The organism is Vibrio jasicida 090810c (assembly GCF_002887615.1).
GTDB lineage: Bacteria > Pseudomonadota > Gammaproteobacteria > Enterobacterales > Vibrionaceae > Vibrio > Vibrio jasicida.
This window is the reverse complement of the sequence record NZ_CP025793.1, coordinates 1,131,631-1,158,160: the sequence shown is the minus strand read 5'-3', so window position 1 is coordinate 1,158,160 and position 26,530 is coordinate 1,131,631. Positions and strand designations below refer to the sequence as shown.

Below are 26,530 nucleotides of genomic sequence, written 5' to 3'. Positions count from 1 at the left end.
CAATCCATTTGAATTTTGTTGATTGAATAATAAAAGAGATCGCACAATGCAATCTCTCTAAATGACTAGTGAATTCCACTAAATCGCCAGTGATATTCACGATAAAGTTTAAAGCTGGCAGAAGATCTCAATTTGAGATCTTCTGGTTATTGATACATTTCCAACAACTTTTGAAACTTAAGGTCGATCACCATGTAGGTCGCGACATACATGACCGCAAAGGTGATCGCGCTCACCCCTAAAATCAGCTTGGGTGAAATCACCCTTTTTAACGGCTTCTTAAGGTATTTGGCTTTAAGGTTGACTAAAGATACTTTCTCTTGCTCGGCTAAACGTTCATCACGCACGAGTCGATAGATAGTGCTGCCGATTTCCGCGAGTTTTTCGTTGCCTCGCTCTTCGCGTCCGTACTTACCTTGGAAGCCAAGTTGAAGCAGTAAATAGAGGAACTCGATGACGTGTCGGTACTTGCGAGGGTCTGCTTTTAAGCGCTCCAAAATCACGAAGAACTTGTCACCACCAGAGGTCTCATTATGAAACTCTGACAACAAACTGTTCTGGCTCCAATGACTGTTTGCTCCCCACTCCTGACGACAGACAGACTCATCTATTGCTGCGCACAAGCAGTAGCGGATAACCAAAATGGATGCGCGATCCAATTCCATTTCGTTGAGCTTACGTTCGCCCTTTCTGATCTCACGAGCCACCTGTTCACGAAACGGCATTGGGTCATCTAGCCATGGAATCGACGACATACAAGACAGACTCGCGATCAACCAAGAGAATTGGTCGACTAACGGGTTGATACCCATACTCTCGATGTTGAGGTCTTGAACGGCGATATTGCGCGACAAATCAGGCGCTGGCATCACCTCCATCGGTTTGCCAGGCTCTGGTTGAAATAGAACGACGGTTACATCGGTTTCTGCATAACTCATAGACGTACTGCCCAAAGTTGCAATGACAAGTTAGCGAAATCACCCGCGACATGAATCGCAATCGCCGCTGTGTTTTTCAGTGCTGACCACTCTTCGCCCGTCTTATCGAGTTCGAAATAGGTGTAACCCGCATGGTAAGGCAGCGCACGAGGTACAACTGGCATTGGTTTGATCTCGATACCTGGTAACTGCAGGTTAATCAGATCACGAATATTATCGATAGAACCGATCTTCGTTTGGCTAACAAACTGGGTATGTAAGATATCCAGCGTAACATCGGCTTTAACGGCAAGAATAAAGGTCGTAGTATCGATGATCTTGCTGTCTGGGATTGCTGCTGTTCGAATGCCGTAATTCTGATCTTTTAGTGTCAGTGGCATTGCTCGTTGCTCAGACATCACACTTAACGTCATCTTCGCACTATCAAGTGCACGTGATAGACAACTGGTTAAGTCACCGTGATTGTACTTAGTAAACTCAATTGGTCGACGCGTTGCTGAACAAAGCGTTGAAAGCTCACCTTCCGCTTGAAGGAGAATTCGATACAGCGATTCTGGATGTACTCCTTCTGCACTCGCAAAGTGCCAAAATAACGGCTCGTATCGGTTAAGCGCTTGGAGCAGCATAAAATCAGAAACTGAGGATACGCCTTGCTGGTCGACAACACCTAAACGCTGAACGATAGACTCTGCGCGGTGTTTCAACATAGAAGCAAATTCAGTCGCGAACTTGTTCAGTACGGTTGAAGCATGAATATCAATACAAGTCGGAATAAAGCTCTCATCTAAGATAACACTGCCATCTGGCTTTACTTCTGAAATTTTTAGGATCGGAATCGATGTGTATGCGCTCTTGTCTTCATGGTCATACATCAAACAGAAGTTAAGCTTACCAACTACGATGTTTGCCATATCTTCTGAATCATAACAAGCGTCAACCGCTTCTTGAGATTCCATCGTGTAACGTGCGCCGTCTTTCTTCGTTCCGAACAGTTCAGAACGTTCTGACGGTAATGGACAACAGAGATAAACCACTTTGTCGGCAATCGAAGGGTCAACGTCTTTCACTTCTGGCAATTCTGCCAACAGTGGCAAATCAAAAGGCGTTCTGTCTTGCAAAATACCTTCTGCCCGAGTGATGCCAATCTTACCAAGCGCAAGTAACTGCGAGTTAATTTCTAAACGCTTAATGCCCCAATGCAGGGGCGAGGCGTTTGAACTCAACATACTAGAAAGTTTACTTTGTGAACGATCAAGCTGTTGAAAGTGCTGCGGCTTCATGAACATTCCATCTTGCCAAACAACTGGATTGTATAAAGACATGCTTTTATTCCTTAAAAGTAAACTTGTTCAATGCCGCGAGTATTATCAGAAATCAACTCACTGCCTTCTAACTTGAGCTTCAGGTAGTACTCGCTCTTCTCTTCAATGACTTCCACTTTTCGCCATGACGAGCCATCAATATCACGGAAAGCGACCGAGAAGCCGACAGCGCGTGTAGCTGGATCAAGCGTTAACATCTCATGGATTTTGTCGCCTGGCTGGATTTGGTATTCGTAACGCTTGATGTATTCGTCACCCAATGACGCTTTATCGTTCTCAAACAATGCAAAAAAGTCTAGGCTACGGAAAAGTACTGGTGAACTTAGCTCATGAACGCGAAGGATAACTGGCGATGATTGGCCTCCCTCACGTACGTTTAAAACCGACGACGCCTCTATCACTAACTCAATAGAAGAAGTTTCTGGCGTGATGCCTGTTGATTCTTTTAACTGATCCCACATGGAACATCCGGATAGCAATGCAAATCCGAGTAATACAGCGATACTACGCATGGCTTCCCTTAATCGCTTTGTTGTAGTTCTTTTTAATAAGACCTTTCAACGATGTTTCGTTGAACTGACGACGGTTCTTCGCGTAAAACTCCAAATACTCGCCCCAGAGCTTAGATTTAGTTGCAAACATCGATTTGCTTGCTACATCATTTGCAAACGTGACAGGGTCATTCGTTTCTGATTGCTCAATCAGCAACTCATTGAGCGCTTTATTAAAAATAATTTGATGATCATTAAGTTCATCAAGCATCTGTTCGACTAGTTCGTTTGGCGCGAGTAAATTCTGGCTATTTAACGTCAACATGAGCTCGGCAAGATTCGACTCTGCTTGGCTCAGCCCTTCCTCTTCTTTCAAAGATTCCACTTCGTGAAGGTCTTTTTGCAAGTTATCGATACACAAGCGTAAGCACGTACCCATTTGCTTAAACAACAAGGCTTCATTACTTATCAAGTCGGGGTTGGTGATACCTAACCCTTCGTAGAATGCTTGGCTAATATCATTATGGGTTTCACTTCCAGCCCCATCGAAAGACGAATTCGATACAAAGCCAACTTTTGTTTCTGACGCTGGCTGCTGACTTTTATCCGTTATTTGTGAAGAAGGGATAAATGCTTGCGTGACCTCTTCCCATTTTTGTCCAACCGGTTCGCTTTTAGGCGCACTCTGTTGATAGGAAGCATCACCGTTCGCCTGATGACTTGGCGAACGGTCACTCATCAATGACTCTTCAGCATTAGACGAAGTCTCTTTACGGTAAAAATCGTCTGGAGCTCGCTGCGTGTTTGCTTGGGGCTGTGAATCGCTCTTGGTTTGAACAGGCGTTGATTCGTTACTTTTGGTGCCTGCACCTAACCAATCTTCGGGGATCAGGTTAGGTAAATCCAATTCGGAATGAATACTGAAACTGTCGTCTACGATTTGACGCGTATTTTCGATAGAACTAGGTTGAGGTTCCTGATCTTTTTCTTCGTTTCTGATTAAGTGGTCATCATCGCGTTGCATGGAAAACTTGAGGTGCGCAATAGGGTCGTGGCTATCAACATCGTCTTGTTTTGTTTCCATGAACAAGTCTTCTAATGCGCCTACTTTTTCTTCCTCTTCGACTACCGCCTCCCCTAAGTTAACAAGCGGGTCGTTAGAAACACGCTCAGGAGCAATATCGGCAGCAATGTCTTGTGAAGCAGTAACGTGCTCTAGCGACACGCCAATTTCGTATTGACCCAGAGAAACAATGTCACCGTCGACAATCGAGACTGGCTGGTTTTTCAGTATCTTGTTGCCATTGACCATGGTTCCATTTGTACTGACATCGCTGATGTAATACGTATCACCGTAAACACTGATCAGACAGTGCGTTCCTGAAATAAAGCGATTGTGATCCGCCAAAGGCAAGGTACAACTGGATGCTCGCCCTACTGAGCCGCCACCTTCCGGCATTTCAATATGCTTCGCACCCGTGTATTCCTCTGGGCATTTCGAAATGAATAGGACTAGCTGATGTAAGCGCATTGCTAAACCTTAAAATAGCAGTGAAACAGAGAGTTCAACGCCACCCAATCCATCATTTACAACAGGAAGAATGTAGGAAGCTTGCGGAATGATTTGAATGTGGGCGTCAGGGTTGCTACCAAGTTTGATTGCGGTACCTAACGTAACGACAGCGCCAAGTTCAAATTGGTCAATGTCTTCGATGGCTTCATAACGGAAACCATCCTGATCGACTTTCCAACGATTTGAATATTGGGAATACCCTAAAGACAGGCCGGCACCAATATAAGGGGTAAAAATACTCCAAGAGCTCAGTGCATATTGAGGCACAACGCGAAACTCATAGTTTGTGACCTCTTCGTAGACGCCATTTGCCGGAGCATCAATGTCTTCTGCGAGATAATTAAATCCCAACCACCAACGCCAACGGTTGTTGTTTTCATCGATTGGGCGCGTATGCACCAAGCCATAACGTAAAGCCTCTTGATCGCCGCTAGAACCTTCGTCGTAGTCGTGGCTTTCCACCATAAGCATGTTTACTGAACCGCCATATCGTTCCCCTTTCGCTATTGCAAAAGTAGAAAACAGACACATGGCTGAAATCAGCCCCACTTGACTTGGTTTTAGCATTTCGTCCCTCTAGGTAAGCCTTGTAATAATACTTAGAGGCGAAAGATATCAACTCTCTTTTCTTTTTCAATAAGGTAAAAAATAGCGCCATCAAATAAGGCAAAACGCCTATAAATTAAAGCAATATAACTATGGATATATTCATAAAGGCGGCAAGGAAAATTTGAATATATTTGGTTAGATAATGAACTTTACTAATTTAGTTGCTACTTATATTTGGGAGCCATCTATAAAACGAGCAAACACATCAGGCTACATTTAATAAGCAAACGCTATTAAAGTGACCACTAAACAAGTTAATCTTAATTTTAATAATACAACACTGCTTCAAATTTAAGACCATTCTCATAATCAATACAAATGATAAAAGCCAATTCGCATCGAATATTCTTACTATAAATGGAATGCACATCACCTTTACAAATGCCAAATAAATCAACACCTGACAGCAAAAATGTGAACGAATGTCACACTAAGTTAAATTACATTGATTTACATATTATTTATTATTCAATTTCTTTCTTTTGCCTATAAAATCCCACAAAAAAAAGATGATAGTGCAGTATTTATATTTTAATCACTGGTTACTGTCTTTATATATACTCAGTTGGAATTAGACATTATGTTTTTCAGCGACTTCACCAGAAGGCCGATCGATGAAAGTAATCCCAGCGGCTCAAACCCTAATGGCTTAGATGATTTTGACGAAATAAAGCGTCAAATAAATAACCTAAATAAGGTCACTGGACGTGTTTCATGGAAGACGGTTCAAACGCTCTCAAAGAAGATTTTAAGTACACAAGGAAAAGACTTTCGCTGTAGTTGCTACTTTACTGTCGCAGCAACGCATAATGAGGGTCTAAAAGGGCTTGTTGAAGGGTTAAACTCTTTACTCGATTTGTGTGTGGTGTATTGGTATACCGCTTATCCAGAGCATTCGAAAGCTAACGCTCGCATGGGCGCTATCGAATGGATGGTTGAAAACACCGAAAGACGCATCAACAAACATAAAGTAAGGCAAGAAGAGTTACCTCTAATTGAGGCTGCTCATCAGCTTTGTTTAAGGATTGAAGAAGAGCTTCGCCTTCACTATGGCATTAAAGCGCCTTCGTTTGGTCGTATTCGTCGTATTTTGAATCAATGGATTGAAGAGCTTAAAGAACAAAAAGCAAAAGAAACCAAAACGATAGAAGCAAAACAGGCGAAACCCGACAGTACAGGCATAAAGATTGAAATCGCACCACCAGCAAAACCATCAGTAACCAAAACTCAATCCCAAAAGGGCGAAGAGAAAGACGTTGAGACCTCTAAGTCAAGCAAGGTGATGGTTTACTCGATAATCGGTTTAATGGTGACGGCTTTTGCGTCGCACTTCATTTACAAGCAGCACCAGTACCAAACACTTAAAGGCCAGATTGAACATGCCTCTTTGAGCGAACTCACCACCTTGGTTGATTCACTAAGCGTTAAAAACAAGGAATATCTTACTTCTTTAAGGTCAACGACGGTCGATCGTCTCGACGTTCTAATGACAGATTGGACGATTGATCCAGTCAAAGTTAGTAAGGTAAATACGATAGATAAGCTCACCAGTGAGTTAACGATACTTTATCCAGATTCGTCATCTGCACAGCAACTTCGAGAGAATTTTTTAGAGCAACGTTCTCGTTTCGAGGCTGAATTCGATGTCATATACAAACGGTTTGCCTATGCTAGGACCGTATTTGCCAATGTCGCAAAGCAGAACTCAGATAAAGATTCAAAGAAAGCGTATGAGTACAGTAATTCACTTTTTCCGCTTCTTGGTCGAATTGAATACGCAGAAAAGAACACCCAGCAAAAGGAAATTGATCGCTCACTCCTTTTACTGAACACCTACCTATATAAGATAAACCAGTTACAAACTGCGGAAACCGACAACAAATAACAATACAAGTAAAAGAAGTTATAGGCTTATGTTCAAACAAAAAATACTCAGAAACCCGATCGTGGTTTCGACCTTTGTGGCACTGTTATTTGCCGCAATACTGGCTGGGGTGTATTTATTCTGGCTTGAAGACGCAGACAAACTTTATCTCTGGGTTGGTCTTGGTGTTATTGCCACTTTCTACCTTATTTTTCAATTCACTTTGTGGTTTAAGAAAAAGAATAACGCTAAGGCTCAACGCCTAGAAACAGAGGAAGAAGCGCTTTCCATGGTGATTCGCCCTCTCCTTTCTAACGCGGGTAAAAAACCAATCTATCTAATGATTGGTAATAAAGGGTCTGGACGACGTCAATTTTTGTTTAATTCCAGTGCAATTAAACCAATGGACAGAACACGCACGGCCAAAAATGACTTCTTCGAATGGTATGAGTCTGACGGTGCGGTGTACATCAAACCTGATCAACGTTTAGTTTTCCAAGAAGTGTCGAGTAGCGATGCTTCACTGTGGAATACGTTCACTAACGAAGTGATTCGTCATCGCCCTAGAAAACCTTTTGCTGGTTGTCTGTTCTTTATCGACTTTGAGTTCCTGATTGTTTCAGAGCCAGAGCAAAAAGATTACACCATGACAGCATTACTCCAACGTATGACATCAATCAGTGAGAAAACATCCTCTGCACTGCCTGTGTATTTGATGATGTCTAAACTGGATAAACTGGATGGCTTTAAAGAGTACGTTCATTTCAGTTCACTGAAAACGCGTGTTGAGTTCCTTTCTATACCGTTGAAAGAAGCAAAAGGTGTGATCACTGAGTACTACAAAGACGGTTACCGTAACCTTGTTAAAGTGCTGGAAAGTAACGCTCTGGATTCTTCGGCAAACTCAACTGAGATCGACGAAAAACAGGCAATCCTTTCTTTTCCTAAACAGTTTGAACTGGCTCAGTCTGAGGTTAGCTACATCTTAGAGCGCCTCTGTGAATCGAACAGTGGTGTTTACTCGTTAGACATCCGTGAAATCTTTTTCTGCTCAAGCTTACAAGGTGGTCGTAAATACAATCTGCTGGCGAAGAGTTGCAGCAACTACTTCAACTTACCGATCATTGCCTCTGAGCATACTCAGTTAACAGAAACTCCTTACTTCTCAAGGTTCCTGATCGATTCTCAGATCCTTCCAGAGAGCGATTTTGCGGGTGAGAACAAAACCTACCTACGTTTGATTCAACGACAAAGTCATCTTGCGATGTTTGTGTCTGTTGTCATTCTTGCTGGCGGTGGCTATTTCTTCGTTAAAACACTCGACAGTAACTTACGAGTGATTAACCAGTTGCTTGGTATCGATGACACCGCTCAAGCAGAGCAAGAAGCAAGTTTTAATCAACTGTTAGTCAATGCGACTCGTGCGATTCAGCCGTCTTACAGTGCTTGGTTAGAAGGCTCAAAAGAACTAGATAACGAAGTTCTACCACTGAACATCAGCCGTTTAGATAAAAGCACCAAGATTGCTTACGAGGCACTATTAAAAGAAGTGGCTCAACAATTGATGCCCGTTGTCGAAAAAGGTTACCGCCTACAACTGACTCATAACCAAGATGACTTTAGCCGCTCACTGCCTTTGTTAAAAGGCTACTTGATGCTAAATGACCCGTCTAAACGCGACATTCAATTCTTGCGTCATCAAACATTGGCCATGATGAATGAGCTAAGCAGTCAACCTGATGTAGTAAACCAGGCGATGCGCTATCTAGATGCCTACTTCCGTACTCAGTTTGCTCCTGTCGACATCAGCATGGACATCGTTCGCGCAACTCGACGCTCTTTACTTGCAAACTCAAACGTAGACTTGGTTTACGCTGGCATTTTGAATCAAGCGGATGCTATCGACCTCGGTACGCTTGATCTTCAACGAGCGGTAGGCTTTGAGTTTAACAATGTGTTCAACGAGCCATTAGCCGACAACCGTCTAATCATCGACAAAATCTACACGTCTACTGGTTTTAGCACCTTCTACCGTCCGCGTGTGGATCTAATGTCGCAGCAAGTCATCACTGACAACTGGGTACTTGGCCTTTCAAACCATGTTATCCCAACGAAGACAGAGCAAGATGATTTCAAGACACAAGTACGTAAGAAATACACAGACGATTACATCAACTACTGGCGAAATGCACTGAGTGAGCTCAAGGTTCAGCATTACAACAACGTTGGGGATCTAACAAACGCGATTGACCTTATTTCAGGCCCTTCATCACCGATGACAACCGTGTTGAAACAAGTGTATGCCAACACACAGTTCTCACCGGTTGGCGAGAAAAACGCACTGATTTCACAAGTTAACCCTAAGTTGTTAGAAGTTGCTGATTCTGCTTCGGAAGCGGTTGAAGAAGCAGTGAAACCAGATTACTTGCTTATGAAGCGTGTAGAACAAGCGTTCCACTTACTCAACCAATTGCAAGTCAGTGAAACACCGAACTCCCCTACTCCATGGGATGAGACCATTGCCGCATTGAGCCGCGTTCGTACTTACATGAAAGACATTGCTGACGCGCCAGACCCACAAATGGCCGCACTAGCAGCGGCTCAACACCGCATGAACAGCACAGAAGCCGATCCGCTTATCAAACTTAAGCAGATTGCTCAAAAATCACCAGAGCCTGTACGCAGTTGGTTGTTGGATGTTGTCCAACAAAGTTGGTCAGTGATGATTGCAGAATCTTCAAAAGGCATTCAAACCCAATGGTACAGCGAGATTTACACCAAGTTTAAGGAGCTAGGGCTTGGTAAATATCCATTTGATCTTACCGCAACAGAAGAAATTTCAATCGAAGATTTCGAATTGCTGTTTGCATCAGGTGGTTTGTTAGACACCTTTATTCAGAAAAACTTTGCGCCGTTTTACGACACAAACTTATGGACACCAAAGCAAGTAGATGGCGAAACCATGCCACTGTCACCTGCCCTGCTGGTGCAATTGCGTAATTACAATGTGATCCGAGATACATTGATTAATAAGAGCACAAACCGAGTTTATATTCCGTTTAGCGCCAAAGTATTAGACCTTGATTCTAGTGCGATCAGAGCCAGCTTGAAAATCGCTGACACTGACATTAACTACTATCACGGTCCGAGCCGAATTCGTGAGATGGAGTGGCCACCGCAGAATGGTGACCTCAATATTAGTATCACGATACAAGATGTAACCGACGAGGGTAAGCAGCACGTTCTAAATAAGAGTGGTCAGTGGGCAATATACAGATTGCTAGGTGATTCGACCCTGACAAACACTCATAACGGTAGCTTCGTCAGTGACATAAAAGTGTCAGGAAGGGATTTGAGCCTACGTATCACCCCATTGACACAGAAAAACCCATTCACTCTGGCTGAGCTGTATAACTTTACACTTCCAGAGTCGATTTAATAACAATATAAAAACCAGAATAGGCAGAACACATGATTTCTAACATGACTTTACAAGGCTTAGATAAGTTGGATCGCAAAATCCTTTCCAGTCTGTTATCAAACGGACGCGAATCAATTGCGAACCTATCTAGAAACATCGGTTTGTCACGTACTGCTGTTGCAGAAAGAATTAACAGGTTAGAAAAGACGGGGATCATCAAGGGCTATACCGCTCAGATCCGAGTAGAGAACGAAGGTCGAAAGGCGGCAAGTTACCTGCTCATCTCTTGCGAAAAAGGCAAAAAAAATGAAGTAACAAGTGCCTTAAAAGAGATTCCTGAAGTTCGTTTAACCAGTGTTGTTGGTGGTAGCTTCGACATTATTGCTCTTATCGAAGCGCCAGACCTTCAATCAATCCACCACTTGTGTAACGAGATTGAATCATTCAGTGGGATTCAAAAACTTGATACAACGGTGGTTCTGCACCAGCCAATCAGTCGCTAGGCTGAGTTATTTGCTTAATAAGTAAAATAGCTCTCAAACGAAAAAGCCGCTCAATTGAGCGGCTTTCTTATATGCTTCCAATCACGCGAATCTTGGCGTCTTTATCACTAGGGTTACCAAGCCAAAAGGTTTGTCCCAGGCTGTTCCCTTCACCTTGACCGAGATTGTTTTCTGGTATTGAGTCTAAGTTAACCGTTAGCTTGAGGTCCCAAGACATTGGATCTCGCAAAATAAACCGCATCAGTCCCACCAGTGTATTGTGCAACTCGCCATCATAAGAGAACTTTCTAAACGTCTCAAAATCAATGTTATCGATACAAAGGTTAAACTTACCGTTCAAATCCGAAATGCTTTGCCCTAAGTGCAAACTATGACCTAGCACACAGTTTGCTCGGTTTAGTTTATTACGTTGGCATTCTGCAATCTCTACTCGGCGATGAACCCACTCCTCGATACGGACATTAGGTAAAGAAAAGTAGTGGGCAACAATACCGGAGATAAGCTTAGGCGAGCGCGTACGTGTTGAGAGTTGGTTGACGTAGGAGAGAATTTTCGCTCTATCCAGCTCCGCAACATCGCAATCTTGCATGACACCAGACAAACCAGCTAAATGTAGAATACGCCCTGAGAACGCATCACTTGCACCGCTCTGGTACTGGACGTGATACCGGTATTTCTTCCAGACGCGGTACAGCAAGCTCGTGTAGCGGTTGTGGAAGAAGTCGAAAAAGTCTTTAACTGGGTTGTCTTCTGGGTCGCGGCCTGCAAGTTTTTCAGTATAAGACGCAGGCAGTGGCGAACTTGAACCATGTAAACCGAGAAAATTCGTCTCTACGCGCGAGTATTGCTGTCCATTTCTTTCCATATGAGCGATAAAGTCCATATCGCTCTTGGGAAATGACAAGTTTGGTGAAACACTAAACTCAATGCGCTCTTGATGAAAATACTTGTTTTCACCCACGGCGACAAAGTCAGTTTCTGGTTGCAGTTGGTAATGCTTCTCCAACAACAAAACCGCTTGGTAGAAGCTAAACTCATTCGACTTATCAGAGAGTGTATTAATCATAGAATCGTCTGCTGTCCAATTAGGCTCGTCCAGTTATAGACTTCACCGCTGGCTTCATCAAAAACTTCCAACTCTGTAAACGAGTTCACACTGGAATACAGTCGGATGAATTCGTTCAATACGTTCGCCATTAAGAACATATCCCCTTCGTTCACAAAGAACTTCGAATTCGTTACGAGCTTAAACTGATTGCCTCTTACTGATACGCCGCGGAACACACGATCAATCGGTTTCATTTCAGAGGAGATAATGCCGTCGAGTCGGTGAATCGACGCTCGGTGTGCTTGTCGGTCAACACGAGAGTGGAAATCATACGTAGACAAAAGCACTTTAAGTACATCGATATTTGCCAACGACAAATAGTTCAGTGACATATTAGCAATAAGTTGCCATTGAAGCTCACCGTTCACTTGCGGACTGACTGACTGTGTTGGTTTAGTAATGTTTTTAAACGTCGCATACGTCGGCGATTTATGGGTGGCATAGGTAATGTCCCCAACAGACAGGCGCTCAGCTAAGTCTGCATTGCTGCATTGCAGCTTCATCAGGACCGTTTCAGTTCCCAAATCGGCAATGTTGCCATTGTGCGTATGGAATGAGATATAACGCTCAAGGCCACGACCGCTCACTCGTTCGCCTACTTTAGATTTGTAGAACTCACGCTTGTCTCGCTGGTTGATTTGGTGCTCAAACGATTCGAATTCAATTAATGGTTTACGACGACGTTCATCCTTGCTCCAGCTTTCTACCTGTTCAATAGCATACACCTCGTAGTGTTCTTGGCTGTTGCTTTGAGGACGAACTTTGTATTCATTTCGGCGATGCTCTAAACGAATCGGATCACCATCTTTCTCGAACAAGTTAACGGCTGGCGTACAATGCAATCTTAAGTGCTTATCTTTCAAAACCACTTCAGAAGGTAAAGCACGCTTAAAATGGAACTTCACCTTGACTGTACTGCGCTGTGGAATTCCTTTTAGCCATTCTAGACCTTTGATGTCAAAAAACATGAACTTGTCTGGAAGAGAGAAGAATTCTTGCAGTAAGCGATAACCGGCAAACGAGTTTTTGCTGTAAGGCAACAGCGCTTCATCTTCTTCATGTCCAACTGGCACGACATATTCAGGGCCAAGGCGATGTTTGTAGCCACCACCAACATCCAGCTCAACGTAATCTAAATAGCGGAATAACCAAAGAAAAACGGTGCGCGTAATATGAATTTCACCATGAAGGTGAAGACGTAACGTATCTAAACCAATGCGCGATAGTTCCAAACCATGCTCTGTTGATAACGTTACATCAATCGAAGAGCTTGTGCGGCTGTTGGTTTGTTCAATATTGGTCAGCGTAATAGGGTAAAGGTTGACGTCATAACATGTACGGAATAAACACTGCGTTCCTTCTACCTGCTCGCTCGCCATTTCTGCGCCACGTTTTACCACGGTTTTCTCAGTGACACTACCAGTGTGAGGTTTGAGTTCACTGATGCACAGAGAAGGAATAGAACGCATATAGTGCGGCCACAGCAACGTCATAAGAGATTGTGTCAGCTCTGGCAACTCATCATCAATCTTTTCGCGAATTCGCCCCGTTAAAAAGGCAAAACCTTCCAGTAGCCGCTCAACGTCTGGATCGAAAGTGCCTTCTGAGAGGAAGTGCGTTAACTTGGGGTGATATTTGGCAAACTCACTACCCGATTCGCGCAAATACGTGAGTTCATCTTGGAAGTATTTACTGTTACTCAAGTGGCACCTACTAAACGTTAAATTGGCCGTCAGTTCCCATGTAGACGTCAATAGACATTGGGACTTTACCGCCGTTATGGGAAACCTCACCTCGAATACCAAACCCAAGCTGTAAAGGATTGTGGTGGTCTTCTCGGTAATGAACCTCGACATTCAGCAATCGCGGTTCAAAGCGTTCTATGGTTGAAGTGATGTTGTTTTGAATGTGTCGAACGAGGTTTGTATTGTTGGAGAGTACGTCGTTAAAGTCAGGTAAGCCGTATTCACTATCTATCATCGCATTGCCCGAATGCGTGTTGAGCAAATCCGCCAAATGCGAGTGAATGGATTCGATTAAATGACGATGAGAAACGACTTTCTCATAGCAGTTTTTGGGCTCACCAAGCTCGATGCGCTCTAAAAGACGATAACCTTTTTCCATATCCGGTCCTACGAAAAAAGCAGCCAGTCTTCACTGGCTGCTTGATATTATCAGCAATGGGTTATTGGTCTAGCTTGCCAACTAGTGACAAGTCAAAGCTTGCGCCCATGTACTTAAAGTGAGGACGTACAGACATTGATACTTTGTACCAACCTGGATCGCCTTCTACGTCTGATACCTCAACCTTCGCAGCACGTAGTGGACGACGACCACGTACTTCTGCTGGCGGGTTTTCCTGATCAGATACGTACTGACGAATCCACTTGTTCAATTCGATTTCTAGGTCAGAACGCTCTTTCCAAGAACCGATTTGCTCACGCTGTAGCACTTTGATGTAGTGTGCTAGACGGTTGATGATGAACATGTAAGGCAACTGTGTGCCCAACTTGTAGTTCATCTCTGCTTGCTTACCTTCTGGCGTATTCGCAAACACTTTTGGTTTTTGAATAGAGTTCGCCGAGAAGAATGCCGCGTTGTCAGAACCTTTACGCATCGTTAGCGCAATAAAGCCCTCTTCTGCCAGTTCGTATTCACGACGGTCAGAAACAAGAATCTCAGTTGGGATCTTAGTTTCGATTTGGCCCATCGCTTCAAAGTTGTAAACCGGTAGATCTTGAACCGCACCACCACTTTGAGGACCAATGATGTTTGGACACCAGCGGTATTTAGCGAAAGATTCGCTGATCTTAGACGCCATAGCGTACGCTGAGTTACCCCATAGGTAGTTGTCGTGGCTGTCTGTTACTTGCTCGTCGTAATCAAACGCTTTGATTGGGTTATCTTCTACCGAGTAAGGCGTACGAAGCATGAAGCGAGACGTACACAGACCTAGGTAACGTGCGTCTTCGTGCTCACGCAGGCCACGCCATTTCGTGTATTGTGGGCCTTCAAATACAGACTTAAGGTCTTTTAGGTTTGGTAGCTCTTCGTAGCTGTCTAGGCCGAAGAACTTAGAAGATGCAGACGTGATGAACGGTGCGTGAGACATCGCGCCCACGTTCGCCATGTATTCCATCAATTTGATGTCTGGAGATGATGCAGACAGGTCGTAGTCACAGATTACCGCGCCAACAGGTTTACCACCAAATTGACCGTATTCACGAGTGTAGATCTGTTTGTATAGACCAGACTTCACCACTTCTGGTGCGTCTTCGAAATCGTCTAGTACTTCATCTTTCTTCGCAGAGATCAGTTCAATCTGAATGTTCTCACGGAAGTCAGTATGGTCAACTAGGTACTTAAGACCACGCCACGTCGATTCGATGGCTTGCACTTCTTCGTTGTGAAGAATGGCATCAACTTGCTTTGACAATTTTTGGTCGATTTCAGAGATCATCAGGTCAACCAAAGATTGATCGATTTTCTCTGCGGTCGAACTGCTTAGTAGCTCACTGATGAATGCTTCTACGCCGCGTTTTGCAACATCAAAACCTTCATCACTTGGCTTTAAACGAGTTTCGTTAAGAATGCTATCCAGAAGTGACCCTGATTCAACTAAGGCTGCTTCTTGTTCTGGCGCTTGTGCTTCTGCAGACATGATATCCCTTACTCTTCTTTCGCTTCTTGGTCGTTGCCAATGCTTAGTTCATCCAACAGTTTCTTTCTCGCTTCTTCATCTTGAAGAACCGATGCGATCTTCTTACGGAACGCAGGAACGTTACCTAGAGGACCTTTCAATGCAACCAAGGCTTCGCGAAGCTCGAGCAGACTATTTAGCTCTGGTACGCTTTTCGCGATCGCTTCAGGAGAGAAGTCCTTCATGTTTTCAAACGTTAGATCAACACCGATTTGCGCACCTTCTTCATCAGAAAGGCGGTTTTCAACGTTTACTCTAACGTTTGGAGACATGCCTTCTAGCACTTCGTTAAAGTTGTCTTTGTCGATATTGATTGGCGTACGTTCTTCGATTGGCGTCTCATCTGCACGTGCAGTAAAGTCACCAACCACCATCATGCTCAGCGGCAGTTCAACGTCGTCTTGCGTATCACCAGTTGCTGGAACATAACGGATATTAATTCGCTCTTTAGGAGCCACCGAGCCGTCACGTGACATAATTAGTTCCTTATCTAACTCTGTAATCAGTCATAAATTGCTTTCCACTGTTCATACTTGGCAGGTAAAAGATCCTTGGTTCGGAATAACGGATGGAGTGTTTTTCGAATTAGGTCTTTTAGTTGCAAAGATAAGTGTGGTTCCCAGCTCTCAAGATTAAATTCCTGATGTACGTCCCAACCCTTCTCAAGATACGGCAAGCACAACGGGTATAATCCAACAGACTGGTAAGCTGTTATCAATTGTAAATACAGCAAAAATTGCCCACGTCCCGAGCTATCCAGTTCGAGTTTGCGAGCAAGTTCTGCAGCACGCTCCCCTAGGTTTTCTAGGGTGATATCCTCCATTAGCGACGAATCGTCCTCGGTAAGCACCACGGTCTGAATGACCGCTGGCGAGCCCGATGAACCTGCAACTTGAGTCGATAACCAAGCCAAAGTTGCTTCGTCCGCAAATGGTATAGAATTCTTAAATGAAAGGTGTTCAATGCCTTCCAGTGATTCAACGAAACGTCTCACCTCTTGCTTCACCGCCGTTGCGGCATCGTCAAAGCCCAGATTGGTGAGCATTGAATAGACATAGAAGTGGCCCGTCAGCCAAAAAGGCGCGTCGGTTAGTGTGCGCTCTAAACGCTTAATCGTATCGATATCACTTTCTTGGTTGGCCTTGTCACGATACTCCGCTTGTTGATCGGAAGAGACCGCTAAACTGAGCGGTGTTTCGTTGTTTTGATGATCGGGTAAGTCATCAATGTCATCCCAAGTCAGATGACGATAAATTCGATAGGCAAGTGGATCGCTCGCGTTGGAATAAAGCATGACCTCCGCAACCTTCTTCAAGGTGCGTTTAGAAGCAGTTGGTGAGGAGAAATCCGTATCAACATCAACCTCCGGCGCCGCGGCTTTTTTGGCCACTTTCGGTTTAGCTACAGCCGATACGCTTTGACTGCTTGATGGTTGCTCCGCTACTGGCCTAGGGGCTTCTTCTGCGTTTTCCGCTTGCACAGATTGAGCGGGCGCACTTTGTTCCGCTGAAGATGTCGTACCCGCCTCGTGAGAGTCCGCTCCAGCTTGTTGCGATAAGATATTCAGCTGGGTACGAATCTCAAAGAAATCCACCTCTGAATCTTGGAAAACATCATCAAACTGGCGCTGTACGTCTTCAATCGTACTGATACAACGAGAGACAAGCTCCCAAGGTTGTGTACTTTCCGCTAACTTACCACTTACCAGCTTAAACTGATGGTTTAACCACTCAACGGCGCCATCTCTACCTCGCTTTCTGGTTGGGTAAAGATTCGCACCAAACTTCGTTAACGCCCCATTAAGCAGCTGCAAGCCCTGTTCAAAACCTTGCAAGTCTGACTCTTCTGTAAGTGCACGAATGAGATAACAAATCGCCTTAAGATCTTTGCTGTGATGTTCAAGAACCTCGGTAGCATGCGTTTTGACGACACCCCATTCCACAGTTTCCCCAAACAAAGAGCCAAACTTCTTCACTTCGGCTTCCATCATTTCGTAGCAAAACTCGTAACGCGCGTCTTCACCGATTGGATTTGCGTCTGAAATTGGCGTAAGCAAGCGTTCAATATCAATCACTGACATCACTAACCTCGCCCTTCAGATAAAAGATAATCTTTAATGGCTCTTTCCACAGCGATCGCGCCACGTGCTGGTTTAGACAGTTGATGGCTTTTGTCGATGGAATCTGATGCCATACCGTTAAGTAGCTCGGTAATCTCACTGAATTTTTTGGGTGCGTTACGCTCTAGATCCGCCAGTGAGTCATGCAGTTTTTGCTGATCAAAAATGGACTGTTCTGTCACTGTGCTAAACAAGATGAATTCACTTCTTGCGACAATCAGATCTTTCACTTTTTTACTGAGTTCTGGCGTATTACCAAAGTAAGCTTTTGCGGCTTTTGCTTCGTCAATCGCTTTAGTGTAGTAATGGTCCTTCGCATGTTGCTCAATGGATTCATTAATGCTTTCTAAGACTCGTTTCGGCAGTACCTGGCTGTAGAAATAAGCTTCTGACTGATTGAGCAACCAAGCCGCTTTCATTTCATCATCTGCTTGCTTCGCTTCACCCGATAAAATCAAATTAGCGATTTGCTCATCTTTGCTGCCCGCAACGGCAGACAGTTTCATTGAATCAACCGCAGCAACGTTCAAACCTGCCATCACTTTGGTCAGGGTTTTATCAGCATAAGGAAACAGCGCACCATCATCGACAAGCTTCTCACGCAACGTAACCAACTCTTTGCGAATATCGACTAAGGTTTTTGGTAAGTCATCCGCTAAGTCTTGATAAGCGGTCAACTGGCTTTGGTTCTTCTTGTACAACTTAGACAGTTTCATCTGTTGCACTTGGAAAGCTTCACGATATGGCGCAGTAGTCACCACGTTCTTTTCCATATCATTAAGAGCGAATTCAATATCCCAGGGTGGCTGCGCTAAGAAAGAGGCCGTCTGTGCTGGCTTGATCGTACTAACCAAAGGTGTTTCAGCCTGTGAAATCGATGGCTCAGACTTAACAATGGTTTTCCATTCTGGCTGGTTTTGTTGGTACAAGTAGCTGCCAGTAATCGCAATCACGCTGAGCACCAAACTCGCCTCTAAAATTTTGAAACGTCCATAGCCAGACTTATCTTGCGGTTTGCAATGCGTCAGTAATAAATCTGCATTGCGTAAGCTACTAAAAATTGGCGCGTTTGATTGTGAATCAATCGACTGCGTATCAATACGTGCGAGCTGTTGGGCAAATGAGATGGCTGTATAGCCATGCCCTCTCGGATTATTGATGACTTGCTTCAGCAGCTTCCAAATGTGGTTGGGAATGAGTGCAGGTCGCTTGCGATCTTTTAACTGTTTATGCCAAGCATCACCAAAAATAGCACCGATAAATAGATGTCCGGTTAGTAAAGCTAGAGAATATACGTCGTCTTGTGGCTCGGTTGTGCCTGTCTCTAGATAAAGCGGCGAAGCGTAACTCAGACTGGCTTCGGCATGTGTCTCAGTCTCACCAATATAACGAGCCGCACCAAAATCAATCAGCTTGACGTAATCGCCCTCACTGACAAGCACATTTGATGGTTTGATATCGAGATGGCAGATGCCTCTGGTGTGCATAAACTCAAGCGCACCTGCCAGTTGATACACGAGCCAAGCAATGTGATCGTGACGAAAGCCCTTAGTCGAGTGACGTTCCATTTTTTCTGCGAGAGATTCGCCTTGAATCCACTCATACATCAAATACGGACGTTCGAACTCGTTGCCGACTTTAATAAACTCAGCAACACTTGGATGCTGGGAAATCTCTAGTCGACTGGCTTCATTAACCAACATTTTGCTGGCAACTTCTGGCGCCTCTTCATTGACGACTTTGCAGCAGATTTGTTTTTCTGGCTGGCCTTTCTTGGCGAGATGGTAAACCGTAGTTCTACCATTTTTTGAAGGCAGCGTGTCTAGTACATCAAATTGCGAAAAAAGAACGTACTCAAGCTTTGGCTTATTTTTTTGCGCCAATCTTTGCTCGTTCTGTTTCTTTTTCTCAATGGCTTTAACAACCAATTGATCAATATATCCTTTGGCTGCTCCCTGCTTATCAGACACTCTGCACTCTTTCATCGAACAAATATTATTAGAGCGAAATAATATTTGCTGAAACATCCTTGTTTCAAGGCTGGTATTTAAAACGAACAGTAAGTCTATTACTTTAGTGATAATTACTAATTTATAAGTCGCTTTGACTTACGCTTTCACTACATTAGTTCCCTTGTTTTGGCATCTTAAATACCGATCATAAAAACTTTGCCTATTTCACTATTTATAAGTGTGTGATCCAATTAACAGGCTAATAATTGGAGTAGCCCTTTATCACCATTAAAGTCAAACATCAGCAATGATGTAGGTTGGTTAAAGTGGTGGTTTTTAACAGCATAAGCGACCAAAGCAAGCGAAGATGAGCTTCCCATCGTTCCCCATAACTCATTGATAAGTTGAGGTTGTTCTGGATAAGTAAAGCGTTCCGCCTTTGCACCCAAAGCGAAACCATAATCTTCAGTGTGAGCACGTAAGTTTGACATATCCGAAAAAACCTCACCAAAGGATGCCAGTTTTTTACTTGAACGTTGAACCAACCGAAACATCCCTCTTCTATCTGACGAATTTAATTCCGTATCGATATAGCCTAATTGCGCTTGGGGGTTGAGTTTTAATGTTTCTACTGTATTTCTTCGACACAGAATCAACCCCGCACCACCTTCACTTGGAATAACGCCCCATGGATTATTGGTACTCATAACCATTGCTTCACTTATTAACGAGTCAAGGGAGCTCACTAACGAATCGACACTCACACACATCATGGCGTCGTATTTATCGAGTGATTTCATGGCTTGTAGCACAAAGCTAGGCCCGCTTGCATGCACTGCTTGGACCACAGAAAGAAAGTCAGAATAGTCACTTTCACCAAGCCATTCCTGCACCTTTACTAGAGAGACAGAGCTTGGCACGGCGATCAATAATGGAATCGGTTTCAAAGAACGCGGTAACTGCATCAATAAAGAATCGAGTAGATAACTCGTTATCTCACACGTTTTTTCAAACAACTCAGTGTCTTTGGTGTATTCGATTTTCGCGTAGGTAAAGCGCTCAATCCCGTCTTCTCCAACGATTTGTTCAAATCTGGCTAAATCAGCATGAGCGACACTGCTTGAGATATCGAGGTTCATGCCCATCGGCGTCATCACTTCCATTCCTAAGACATAACGGCCTGTCGAATTATGCATGCTCACTTACCTCTGCCAGTTTCGTGATGGACGTTGATACCAACAGGTGCTCTTTCCCCTGACAAGGAAATGCGGAGGTATAACTGATTGAAATCGTTTTCTTTTCAGCATCGACAAATAGGGTATACATCGACATATCGGCTTGATAAGTATCTTGTTTGAACGTAGCAAGCGCACGGTATTTTTCTTTAGGGATGCGAAATGAAACCGTGTCGTCATGACAAAAACCACTCATCATCAAACGTTCACCACCGTGAAGGAAACCTTTACATTGTTGGTCAACAGGTGCGCTTTGGAAAAAGCGTCTATCGAAGTCGACCGGTAACATTGGTTTGCGGTTTTCAATCCAATCGTCATCAAACGTACCCGCCAACTTTTGACGAGATTCAAAGAACGGAGGTATCGGCCCAAAACCGGCCACACGCAGTTTTTTACCTGTCGCACTCCAATCTTCTTTTGGATAAAACACCGAAGGCACCTTTTGCTCAACTAATTCTTTACTGGAATCGGCAACACCGCCGCCAATACGGTTCCGTAAGTCACCGCCAATGGCACAGGTATAGTCAATGTCTTTTTCGATGAAAGGAATCGGTTTGCTGAGCGTAATACTGCCACCATGCTCTACCCATACACGTTCACCGTGAATAGCAAGTGTCTTGTCGATATGGCCATCAATCAACACGCGGCACTCTTGGTAAGTCACCGGTTTCTTCGCATAGCTGCGCGCCTTTCCGTAGACCAGTACGTCAGTATTAGTTTTGGTATAGGCGAATTCATGGTCCATTTTCATTGCCGAGAAGCCTTCTTCTCCCAAATATTGAGGATCATCAAAAATCTCGCTTTCGCCCAACTCATGCCATACTACACCATCAAACTGCCAAGTACGCTTCGCGACAACAACCCACACTTCATCGCCGTTTTCATCACGCTGAAAGCGCCCTTTAAGCGATAGCTCGGGGTGCGCTTCAATGTCCCATAACTGCATTGCTATTCCTTAAGTTGAATCGTTCGCTCGCAGAAGGTGCTGCTTTTAAGTTGTTGAAGTTCCAATCTTGTTGGTGAATTGGCATCGCCATATCCCAAGGCACATAAGCCCTAGATTGAATACAGAGTTGTCGCCATAGCCAATCACGAAACATCACGTCTATATTGGCATCTTGCATTGCTGCCAAAGTAGATTCGAAACTCAGTGAATACCCCAAACGACTTGGTAAGTTTTGAACGTACTTGTCGTCTTCAAGCCACTCATTGAGTAAATCGACAATCTCTTCCCACTCATACTCAACACCTATTTCTTGAGGAGTAAGAGGAAGGAGCTTTCCGTAGACGACATACAGGGCTTGAATCCAAACCTCGCCTTCATCTTCTTCTAGTCGCTCTAACTGCTCGATGATCTCAGGCACCAATTTCCAATCACCCGTTAGTGCAAAATCAACAGGCGCCAGCGATGAAGATATATCAAAGGATTCAAACTCTTTGAGCTCCAAAAGTTTGGCGAAAGTCAGCACTTGTGCCGAAGGCAATCCACTCGGGTCAATACCAAAACACTGGCGGAACCAAGTGCTTCTATCACGTTTGGTGATCAAGCGTTCGAACAGATACTGCTCACCATTCGCATGCTCATTAATCCACTCAATGCCCTCTTCTACATCTTGTAATGCCAACAGGGGTAATGCGAGATTGGAACTAATGATTTCCGCTTTATGCCAGCGCTTGATCAGAGCAACGCTTAATGCTTGCCTTACACGTAAGCATTCAAAATAAAACGCGCTTGTTTTCGAGTTACCTTCAATCAGCTCTGACATCACACTGTCGAGGTGTTCAACGGGCGATTGAGTCACAAACACCATCGCAGTGTTGCTATCTAACTCTTCAAGTACCGATAAGCCAACTAATAGATTATCAATATCTGAACCAAGTTCATTCTGTAGCGCGAGCCAAACATAAATTTCTGGTTCTTGGTTTTTTAGTTGATGGAACAGCCCTGGGGTAAGTCGATAGAACGAGAGATAAACCTGTTTGAGCTCTTCAATCTGACGTTCTATCAATTTGAGATACTCAATCTCTCGGCTTGGGTAACCACGTTTGTGGATTTGGACACGTTGTTTGAGTAAAAAACCGAGACTCTCGGATGCTATCGATAACTTTTCATTACAGAAACCCAGCCAAGATGCCGGCAATTGGGAAAGCTCGTTGGTCGCCTTCTCTGCTTTTGCTAAAGCGCTTTCAACGAGCTGGTTAGTTATGGGGGCATTTAGGTGTTCAACACCGATTCTTTGTCGCATCTACTTATCCGTTATTAGCGTGCGATAACGCGATTACAATTAGTTAACACGAAACAGTTAGTTAACTCGAAACAATTAGTTAACTCACAGTAAGTAGCTAACTCGAGGTAACTAGTTAATTGCGATCGTTCCGCCTTGAATCTTTTGAGCTTTTTCTGCTTGTGAGGTGACGTATTTCGCTTTCGTCGTAATTCGGCCATCACGCCCACTGTAGCGCGTTTCTGTCTCACCACTTTTGACGATCAGTTCTTGCTCGGTTTCTATCACCATCTTTTTCGCTCTCAACACGAACTCGTCAGAGTCATTCAGAATAGAGAAAAAAATGTCCGTCACGAGAGGCAAGCTTAAGTCGTCGTTCATAAATTCGATACGGCAACTCAGTTTATTATCTATTGCCATTTGTAATTCACTGCGACGAAAGCCACGCCCTAACCTTGCAGTGAGCGGCTGATTGAATGGATTACCATCAAAATCGACACGGACACTGCCCGTTGACTCGTTAATGGCGACTATGGTTCCAAAACGCGAAAAGCAAGCCGGTGATTCGGCTTGCTGTTTCGTGATGGTTTCTGCAATAAGAGGTTGTTTTTCCATCATTAGTTAATCGCTACGTTACCACCTTTCACGACGACTTTATCGCTGCCTTCAATGGTGATTGAAGAACCAGAAAGCTTGATTGAACCGTCACTGTTCATCACTAATGAAGAACCACCGGTTTTCAATACAATCTTGTCACCACTGATGATTTGCGTCGCACCATCGGCTTTGTAAGACGTGTTACCTTTCACCGATACGGTTAAGTTACCACCTACCGTTTGATTATCGTCAGCACCAACATCAGAGCTCTTAGAAGCACCGACAGTCAGGTTGCTGTTTTCACCCACATCCAAGTCGTCATTCTTACCGATCTTGGTTGTACGGTTATCACCAATTTCCAAATCAGAATTGTTTTTCACATACTGAGTTTCATTGGCGTTGTAAGTCACAGTGACGTCTTGTTCTACCGTCTCAGTAAAGGTGCTGTTTACTTGTGTTGTCTTGTGGCCATCAATAGTTTCTTTATGGTCACCATGCACTTCATTAGTTTGGTGACGCGCGACCTTTAAGAACTCATCCTGACCGATGTCTCGGTAACGGTTGTTGAGTACCTTCGTCGACATGTCTTTTTGAGCGTGAATGTAGACTTCTTCTTGGTTCGCTTCATCTTCAAAGCTCAGCTCGTTGTAACCAGTGCCTTTGTGCGTTTGAGTACGGAACGTGGTACGCGTTTTGTTTTCTGGCAATGAGTACGGAGGGAAATGCAGGCCATTGTACACCGCGCCTGTTACAAGCGGTCGGTCTGGGTCTCCCTCAAGGAAGGTAACGACAACTTCATGGCCAATACGTGGCAAATAAACCGCACCCCACGTTGGAGCAGCCATAGATTGGCTTACGCGAATCCAGCAGCTTGCGTGCTCATCGTTATCGCCGTAACGATCCCAGTGGAACTGAACTTTGATTCGTCCAAGCTTATCGGTGTAGATCTCTTCGCCTGCTGGACCAACCACTACCGCCGTTTGAGGGCCGTCTACAAGCGGAGCCGCCAGTTTAGGAGCTTTGAATACCACGTCGCGAGGGATGCAAGAGAACTGGTTGTAGTACGTAGTTGGCATACCACTTGTTTCGTCCTCATGCACTTGTGGGTCTTGTCCTGTGTGCATCACTGATAACATGATGTAATCACGGTTGATCGCCGAACGAGGGTGATCACTGATGTTGAAGCTGTAGCCGGATGCCAAACGCATCACATCACTGCTTGCTTCAACTTGTTGATTATCAACAATGTTCTCAGACATCCACTCAGTCGTTCTCACCTGCCCCATTGCAGGATCAACATAACGACCCGGATAATCAAACTGCTTGAGATCTTGGTCGAGATCACCTGCATGCGTCATCTCTTGCGGGATCTTTGGCTGCTCGTAGTTGTAGTCCGTGTACGTAACCTGACCCGTTCGCACGCGGTTAACAAGCTCTAGGTCAGAGATGTGCTCGCGGTCAGCAACACCGCCGCCATCAGCGTGATAAACAATCGGTCCAATATAAGAAGCGTTGATAGGAGAGCTCACCAAAGGCGCAATAGCATCGTTGCTATCCACAATCACCATGGTGTGGTTCGCATCAGTGTGATCAAAGTAATACCACATACCGTGTTCTGCCATCATTCGCTGAACGAACTGAAGGTCAGATTCACGATATTGCAGTACGTATTCTTTCGGAGGATAAGTACCCGAGACTTCAAATCGATAGTCGGTAACTGCGCCATCATCAAGCACTTCCGTGATGATGTCTTTCGCAGATTTCTGCTGGAAGATTCGACAGTCTTGACGCTGAGATAAGAACCAAGCTTGAGGAACCAGAACCAATTGATAACGAGAGAAGCGACGACCCGTACCTAGGTAACGAACTTCGTTTACTACCCCGTTGAATACGCGTGCAGCACCTACACCCTGTCCATAAAGAGTTAACGTGCCAGCTTTACGAATCAAGGCATCAAAAGAAATATCTGGATCAAGTGAAAGTAATGAGAGACTGATGTGAAAAGGCTTCGAAAGCTCTTCATTCACTTGAAAGCTTTCTACTCGAAAGTCGTGCCCACACCCTGGCACTTCAAATTTAAATTCTACGTCATTCACCATATCTTTTACCTGATACAAATAATCGAATTAGGGCCAACAATTGTTGGCCCTGAATCTTTACGCAAAAAGCAATTATGCTTCGCGTGGAGCACGCCAGTCGTCGTTACCAGCTGTACCACAGTTTTCGTGAGTTACTTCGATTGCACGGTAAGTCAGCTTAAGAACTTCTTCTGTCACGCGGTCTGCTGTTGCAGCGTCTTGACAGTGGTTCATACGAGTTTGGATATCTACAAGTAGCGCATCAATCAGTTTGATTGAGTAGTAGTGCTCTTGCTTACCTTGAACTGAAGTACGGTAGAAACGAATCACACACTCAGGAAGTTTTTCGCCAGAAACTAGTGCGTTGAATAGTAGCGGAGAAGAACGGTCTTGAACTTTAGTTACAACAACTGGGCGGTGTACACGTTGACCAGTTGGCTGACCGCTTTGTGGGTCACGTGGCACTGTTAGTACGTGATCAAGTTCTTGTACTAGGAACTCATCAACGTGAGCTTCTTGCCATGTGTTACCTACAGAATCTGCAGAGTAAGTATCTTTAGTGATGTGACCTTGAGTTTCACCTTTGATAGACATATATGCTGGAGTTGGCATCGTTATTTCCTTTTCTAAAATCTGTTTTGTTTAAATCACCAAATCGCTTATCACCGCGACTACTTAGTATAATCAAACTCCATGCCAACTTTTATAAACCTTACAATACAACCACTTAGATAAAAATGGGCTTTATTTTTCAATTTATTAAGTACAATTTATTGGATAAAAAACCAAAAAGTT

The 26,530-nt window shown here is 44.2% G+C and carries 21 protein-coding genes; 3 read left to right on the top strand and 18 right to left on the bottom strand.

Translation table 11 applies throughout. From position 1 onward, the window contains the following. Positions 1-146 precede the first annotated feature (146 nt). Genes icmH through C1S73_RS22660 form a run of 5 tightly spaced genes read right to left on the bottom strand, consistent with a single transcriptional unit; the run spans position 147 to position 4,891 of the window. Positions 147-938 carry a type IVB secretion system protein IcmH/DotU gene (gene icmH / locus C1S73_RS22680; RefSeq protein ID WP_038867806.1) on the bottom strand — a complete coding sequence of 264 codons (792 nt, stop codon included), beginning with the start codon at positions 936-938 and terminating at the stop codon, positions 147-149. After that, complete coding sequence (gene tssK / locus C1S73_RS22675; protein WP_038867808.1) at positions 935-2,260, bottom strand: type VI secretion system baseplate subunit TssK; 1,326 nt, start codon at positions 2,258-2,260, stop codon at positions 935-937. The genes icmH and tssK overlap by 4 nt, the downstream gene beginning before the upstream one ends. A gap of 11 nt (positions 2,261-2,271) precedes the next feature. Further along, complete coding sequence (gene tssJ / locus C1S73_RS22670) at positions 2,272-2,772, bottom strand: type VI secretion system lipoprotein TssJ (RefSeq protein ID WP_081094945.1); 501 nt, start codon at positions 2,770-2,772, stop codon at positions 2,272-2,274. After that, positions 2,765-4,282: a type VI secretion system-associated FHA domain protein gene (locus C1S73_RS22665; RefSeq protein ID WP_038867812.1), complete on the bottom strand. Its 1,518-nt coding sequence runs from the start codon at positions 4,280-4,282 to the stop codon at positions 2,765-2,767. Before C1S73_RS22665 ends, tssJ begins: the two co-directional genes overlap by 8 nt. Before the next feature lie 9 nt (positions 4,283-4,291). Next, positions 4,292-4,891, bottom strand: coding sequence for a hypothetical protein (locus C1S73_RS22660; protein ID WP_038867814.1), 600 nt, complete (start codon positions 4,889-4,891; stop codon positions 4,292-4,294). Positions 4,892-5,513: 622 nt separating this feature from the next. On the opposite strand from C1S73_RS22660, the gene C1S73_RS22655 reads away from it, so the two are divergent. The 3 genes from C1S73_RS22655 to C1S73_RS22645 are packed head-to-tail and all read left to right on the top strand — an operon-like array spanning position 5,514 to position 10,721. After that, entirely contained in the window at positions 5,514-6,818 is a 1,305-nt protein-coding gene (locus C1S73_RS22655; protein ID WP_038867816.1) for a type VI secretion system ImpA family N-terminal domain-containing protein, read from the top strand. Between the two features lie 28 nt (positions 6,819-6,846). Next, positions 6,847-10,236 carry a type VI secretion system membrane subunit TssM gene (gene tssM, locus C1S73_RS22650; RefSeq protein ID WP_038867818.1) on the top strand — a complete coding sequence of 1,130 codons (3,390 nt, stop codon included), beginning with the start codon at positions 6,847-6,849 and terminating at the stop codon, positions 10,234-10,236. 32 nt (positions 10,237-10,268) lie between these two features. Next, complete coding sequence (locus tag C1S73_RS22645) at positions 10,269-10,721, top strand: Lrp/AsnC family transcriptional regulator (protein WP_009705245.1); 453 nt, start codon at positions 10,269-10,271, stop codon at positions 10,719-10,721. Positions 10,722-10,788: 67 nt separating this feature from the next. On the opposite strand, the gene tssG is transcribed toward C1S73_RS22645, so the two are convergent. From tssG to C1S73_RS22580, 13 genes are all read right to left on the bottom strand, one after another. Beyond that, positions 10,789-11,787, bottom strand: coding sequence for a type VI secretion system baseplate subunit TssG (gene tssG, locus C1S73_RS22640; protein WP_038867820.1), 999 nt, complete (start codon positions 11,785-11,787; stop codon positions 10,789-10,791). Continuing rightward, positions 11,784-13,532, bottom strand: a complete 1,749-nt coding sequence (gene tssF, locus C1S73_RS22635) for a type VI secretion system baseplate subunit TssF (RefSeq protein ID WP_038867822.1) — start codon at positions 13,530-13,532, stop codon at positions 11,784-11,786. The genes tssG and tssF overlap by 4 nt, the downstream gene beginning before the upstream one ends. Positions 13,533-13,542: 10 nt before the next feature. Continuing rightward, entirely contained in the window at positions 13,543-13,953 is a 411-nt protein-coding gene (tssE, locus tag C1S73_RS22630; RefSeq protein WP_038867824.1) for a type VI secretion system baseplate subunit TssE, read from the bottom strand. A gap of 61 nt (positions 13,954-14,014) precedes the next feature. Next, entirely contained in the window at positions 14,015-15,490 is a 1,476-nt protein-coding gene (gene tssC, locus C1S73_RS22625) for a type VI secretion system contractile sheath large subunit (protein WP_038867826.1), read from the bottom strand. Positions 15,491-15,498: 8 nt separating this feature from the next. After that, positions 15,499-16,005 (bottom strand): type VI secretion system contractile sheath small subunit, encoded by a 507-nt coding sequence (tssB, locus tag C1S73_RS22620; protein ID WP_038867828.1) that lies wholly within the window; start codon positions 16,003-16,005, stop codon positions 15,499-15,501. Positions 16,006-16,031: 26 nt separating this feature from the next. Beyond that, positions 16,032-17,609, bottom strand: a complete 1,578-nt coding sequence (gene tssA, locus C1S73_RS22615) for a type VI secretion system protein TssA (RefSeq protein WP_038867830.1) — start codon at positions 17,607-17,609, stop codon at positions 16,032-16,034. Between the two features lie 2 nt (positions 17,610-17,611). Beyond that, on the bottom strand, positions 17,612-19,618 hold the full coding sequence (locus tag C1S73_RS22610) for a serine/threonine protein kinase (protein WP_038867832.1): 2,007 nt from the start codon (positions 19,616-19,618) through the stop codon (positions 17,612-17,614). A gap of 233 nt (positions 19,619-19,851) precedes the next feature. Further along, positions 19,852-20,796, bottom strand: a complete 945-nt coding sequence (locus C1S73_RS22605) for a hypothetical protein (protein ID WP_038867834.1) — start codon at positions 20,794-20,796, stop codon at positions 19,852-19,854. After that, entirely contained in the window at positions 20,789-21,781 is a 993-nt protein-coding gene (locus C1S73_RS22600) for a DUF2169 family type VI secretion system accessory protein (protein ID WP_038867836.1), read from the bottom strand. Before C1S73_RS22600 ends, C1S73_RS22605 begins: the two co-directional genes overlap by 8 nt. Beyond that, positions 21,762-23,081: a hypothetical protein gene (locus tag C1S73_RS22595; RefSeq protein WP_038867839.1), complete on the bottom strand. Its 1,320-nt coding sequence runs from the start codon at positions 23,079-23,081 to the stop codon at positions 21,762-21,764. Before C1S73_RS22595 ends, C1S73_RS22600 begins: the two co-directional genes overlap by 20 nt. Before the next feature lie 111 nt (positions 23,082-23,192). Next, a complete protein-coding gene (locus C1S73_RS22590; RefSeq protein WP_038867841.1) occupies positions 23,193-23,678 on the bottom strand; it encodes a hypothetical protein in 486 nt (161 codons plus the stop codon). Beyond that, a complete protein-coding gene (locus tag C1S73_RS22585; RefSeq protein WP_038867843.1) occupies positions 23,678-25,756 on the bottom strand; it encodes a type VI secretion system Vgr family protein in 2,079 nt (692 codons plus the stop codon). Before C1S73_RS22585 ends, C1S73_RS22590 begins: the two co-directional genes overlap by 1 nt. A 72-nt stretch (positions 25,757-25,828) precedes the next feature. Next, positions 25,829-26,347: an Hcp family type VI secretion system effector gene (locus C1S73_RS22580; RefSeq protein ID WP_038867845.1), complete on the bottom strand. Its 519-nt coding sequence runs from the start codon at positions 26,345-26,347 to the stop codon at positions 25,829-25,831. Positions 26,348-26,530 lie beyond the last annotated feature (183 nt).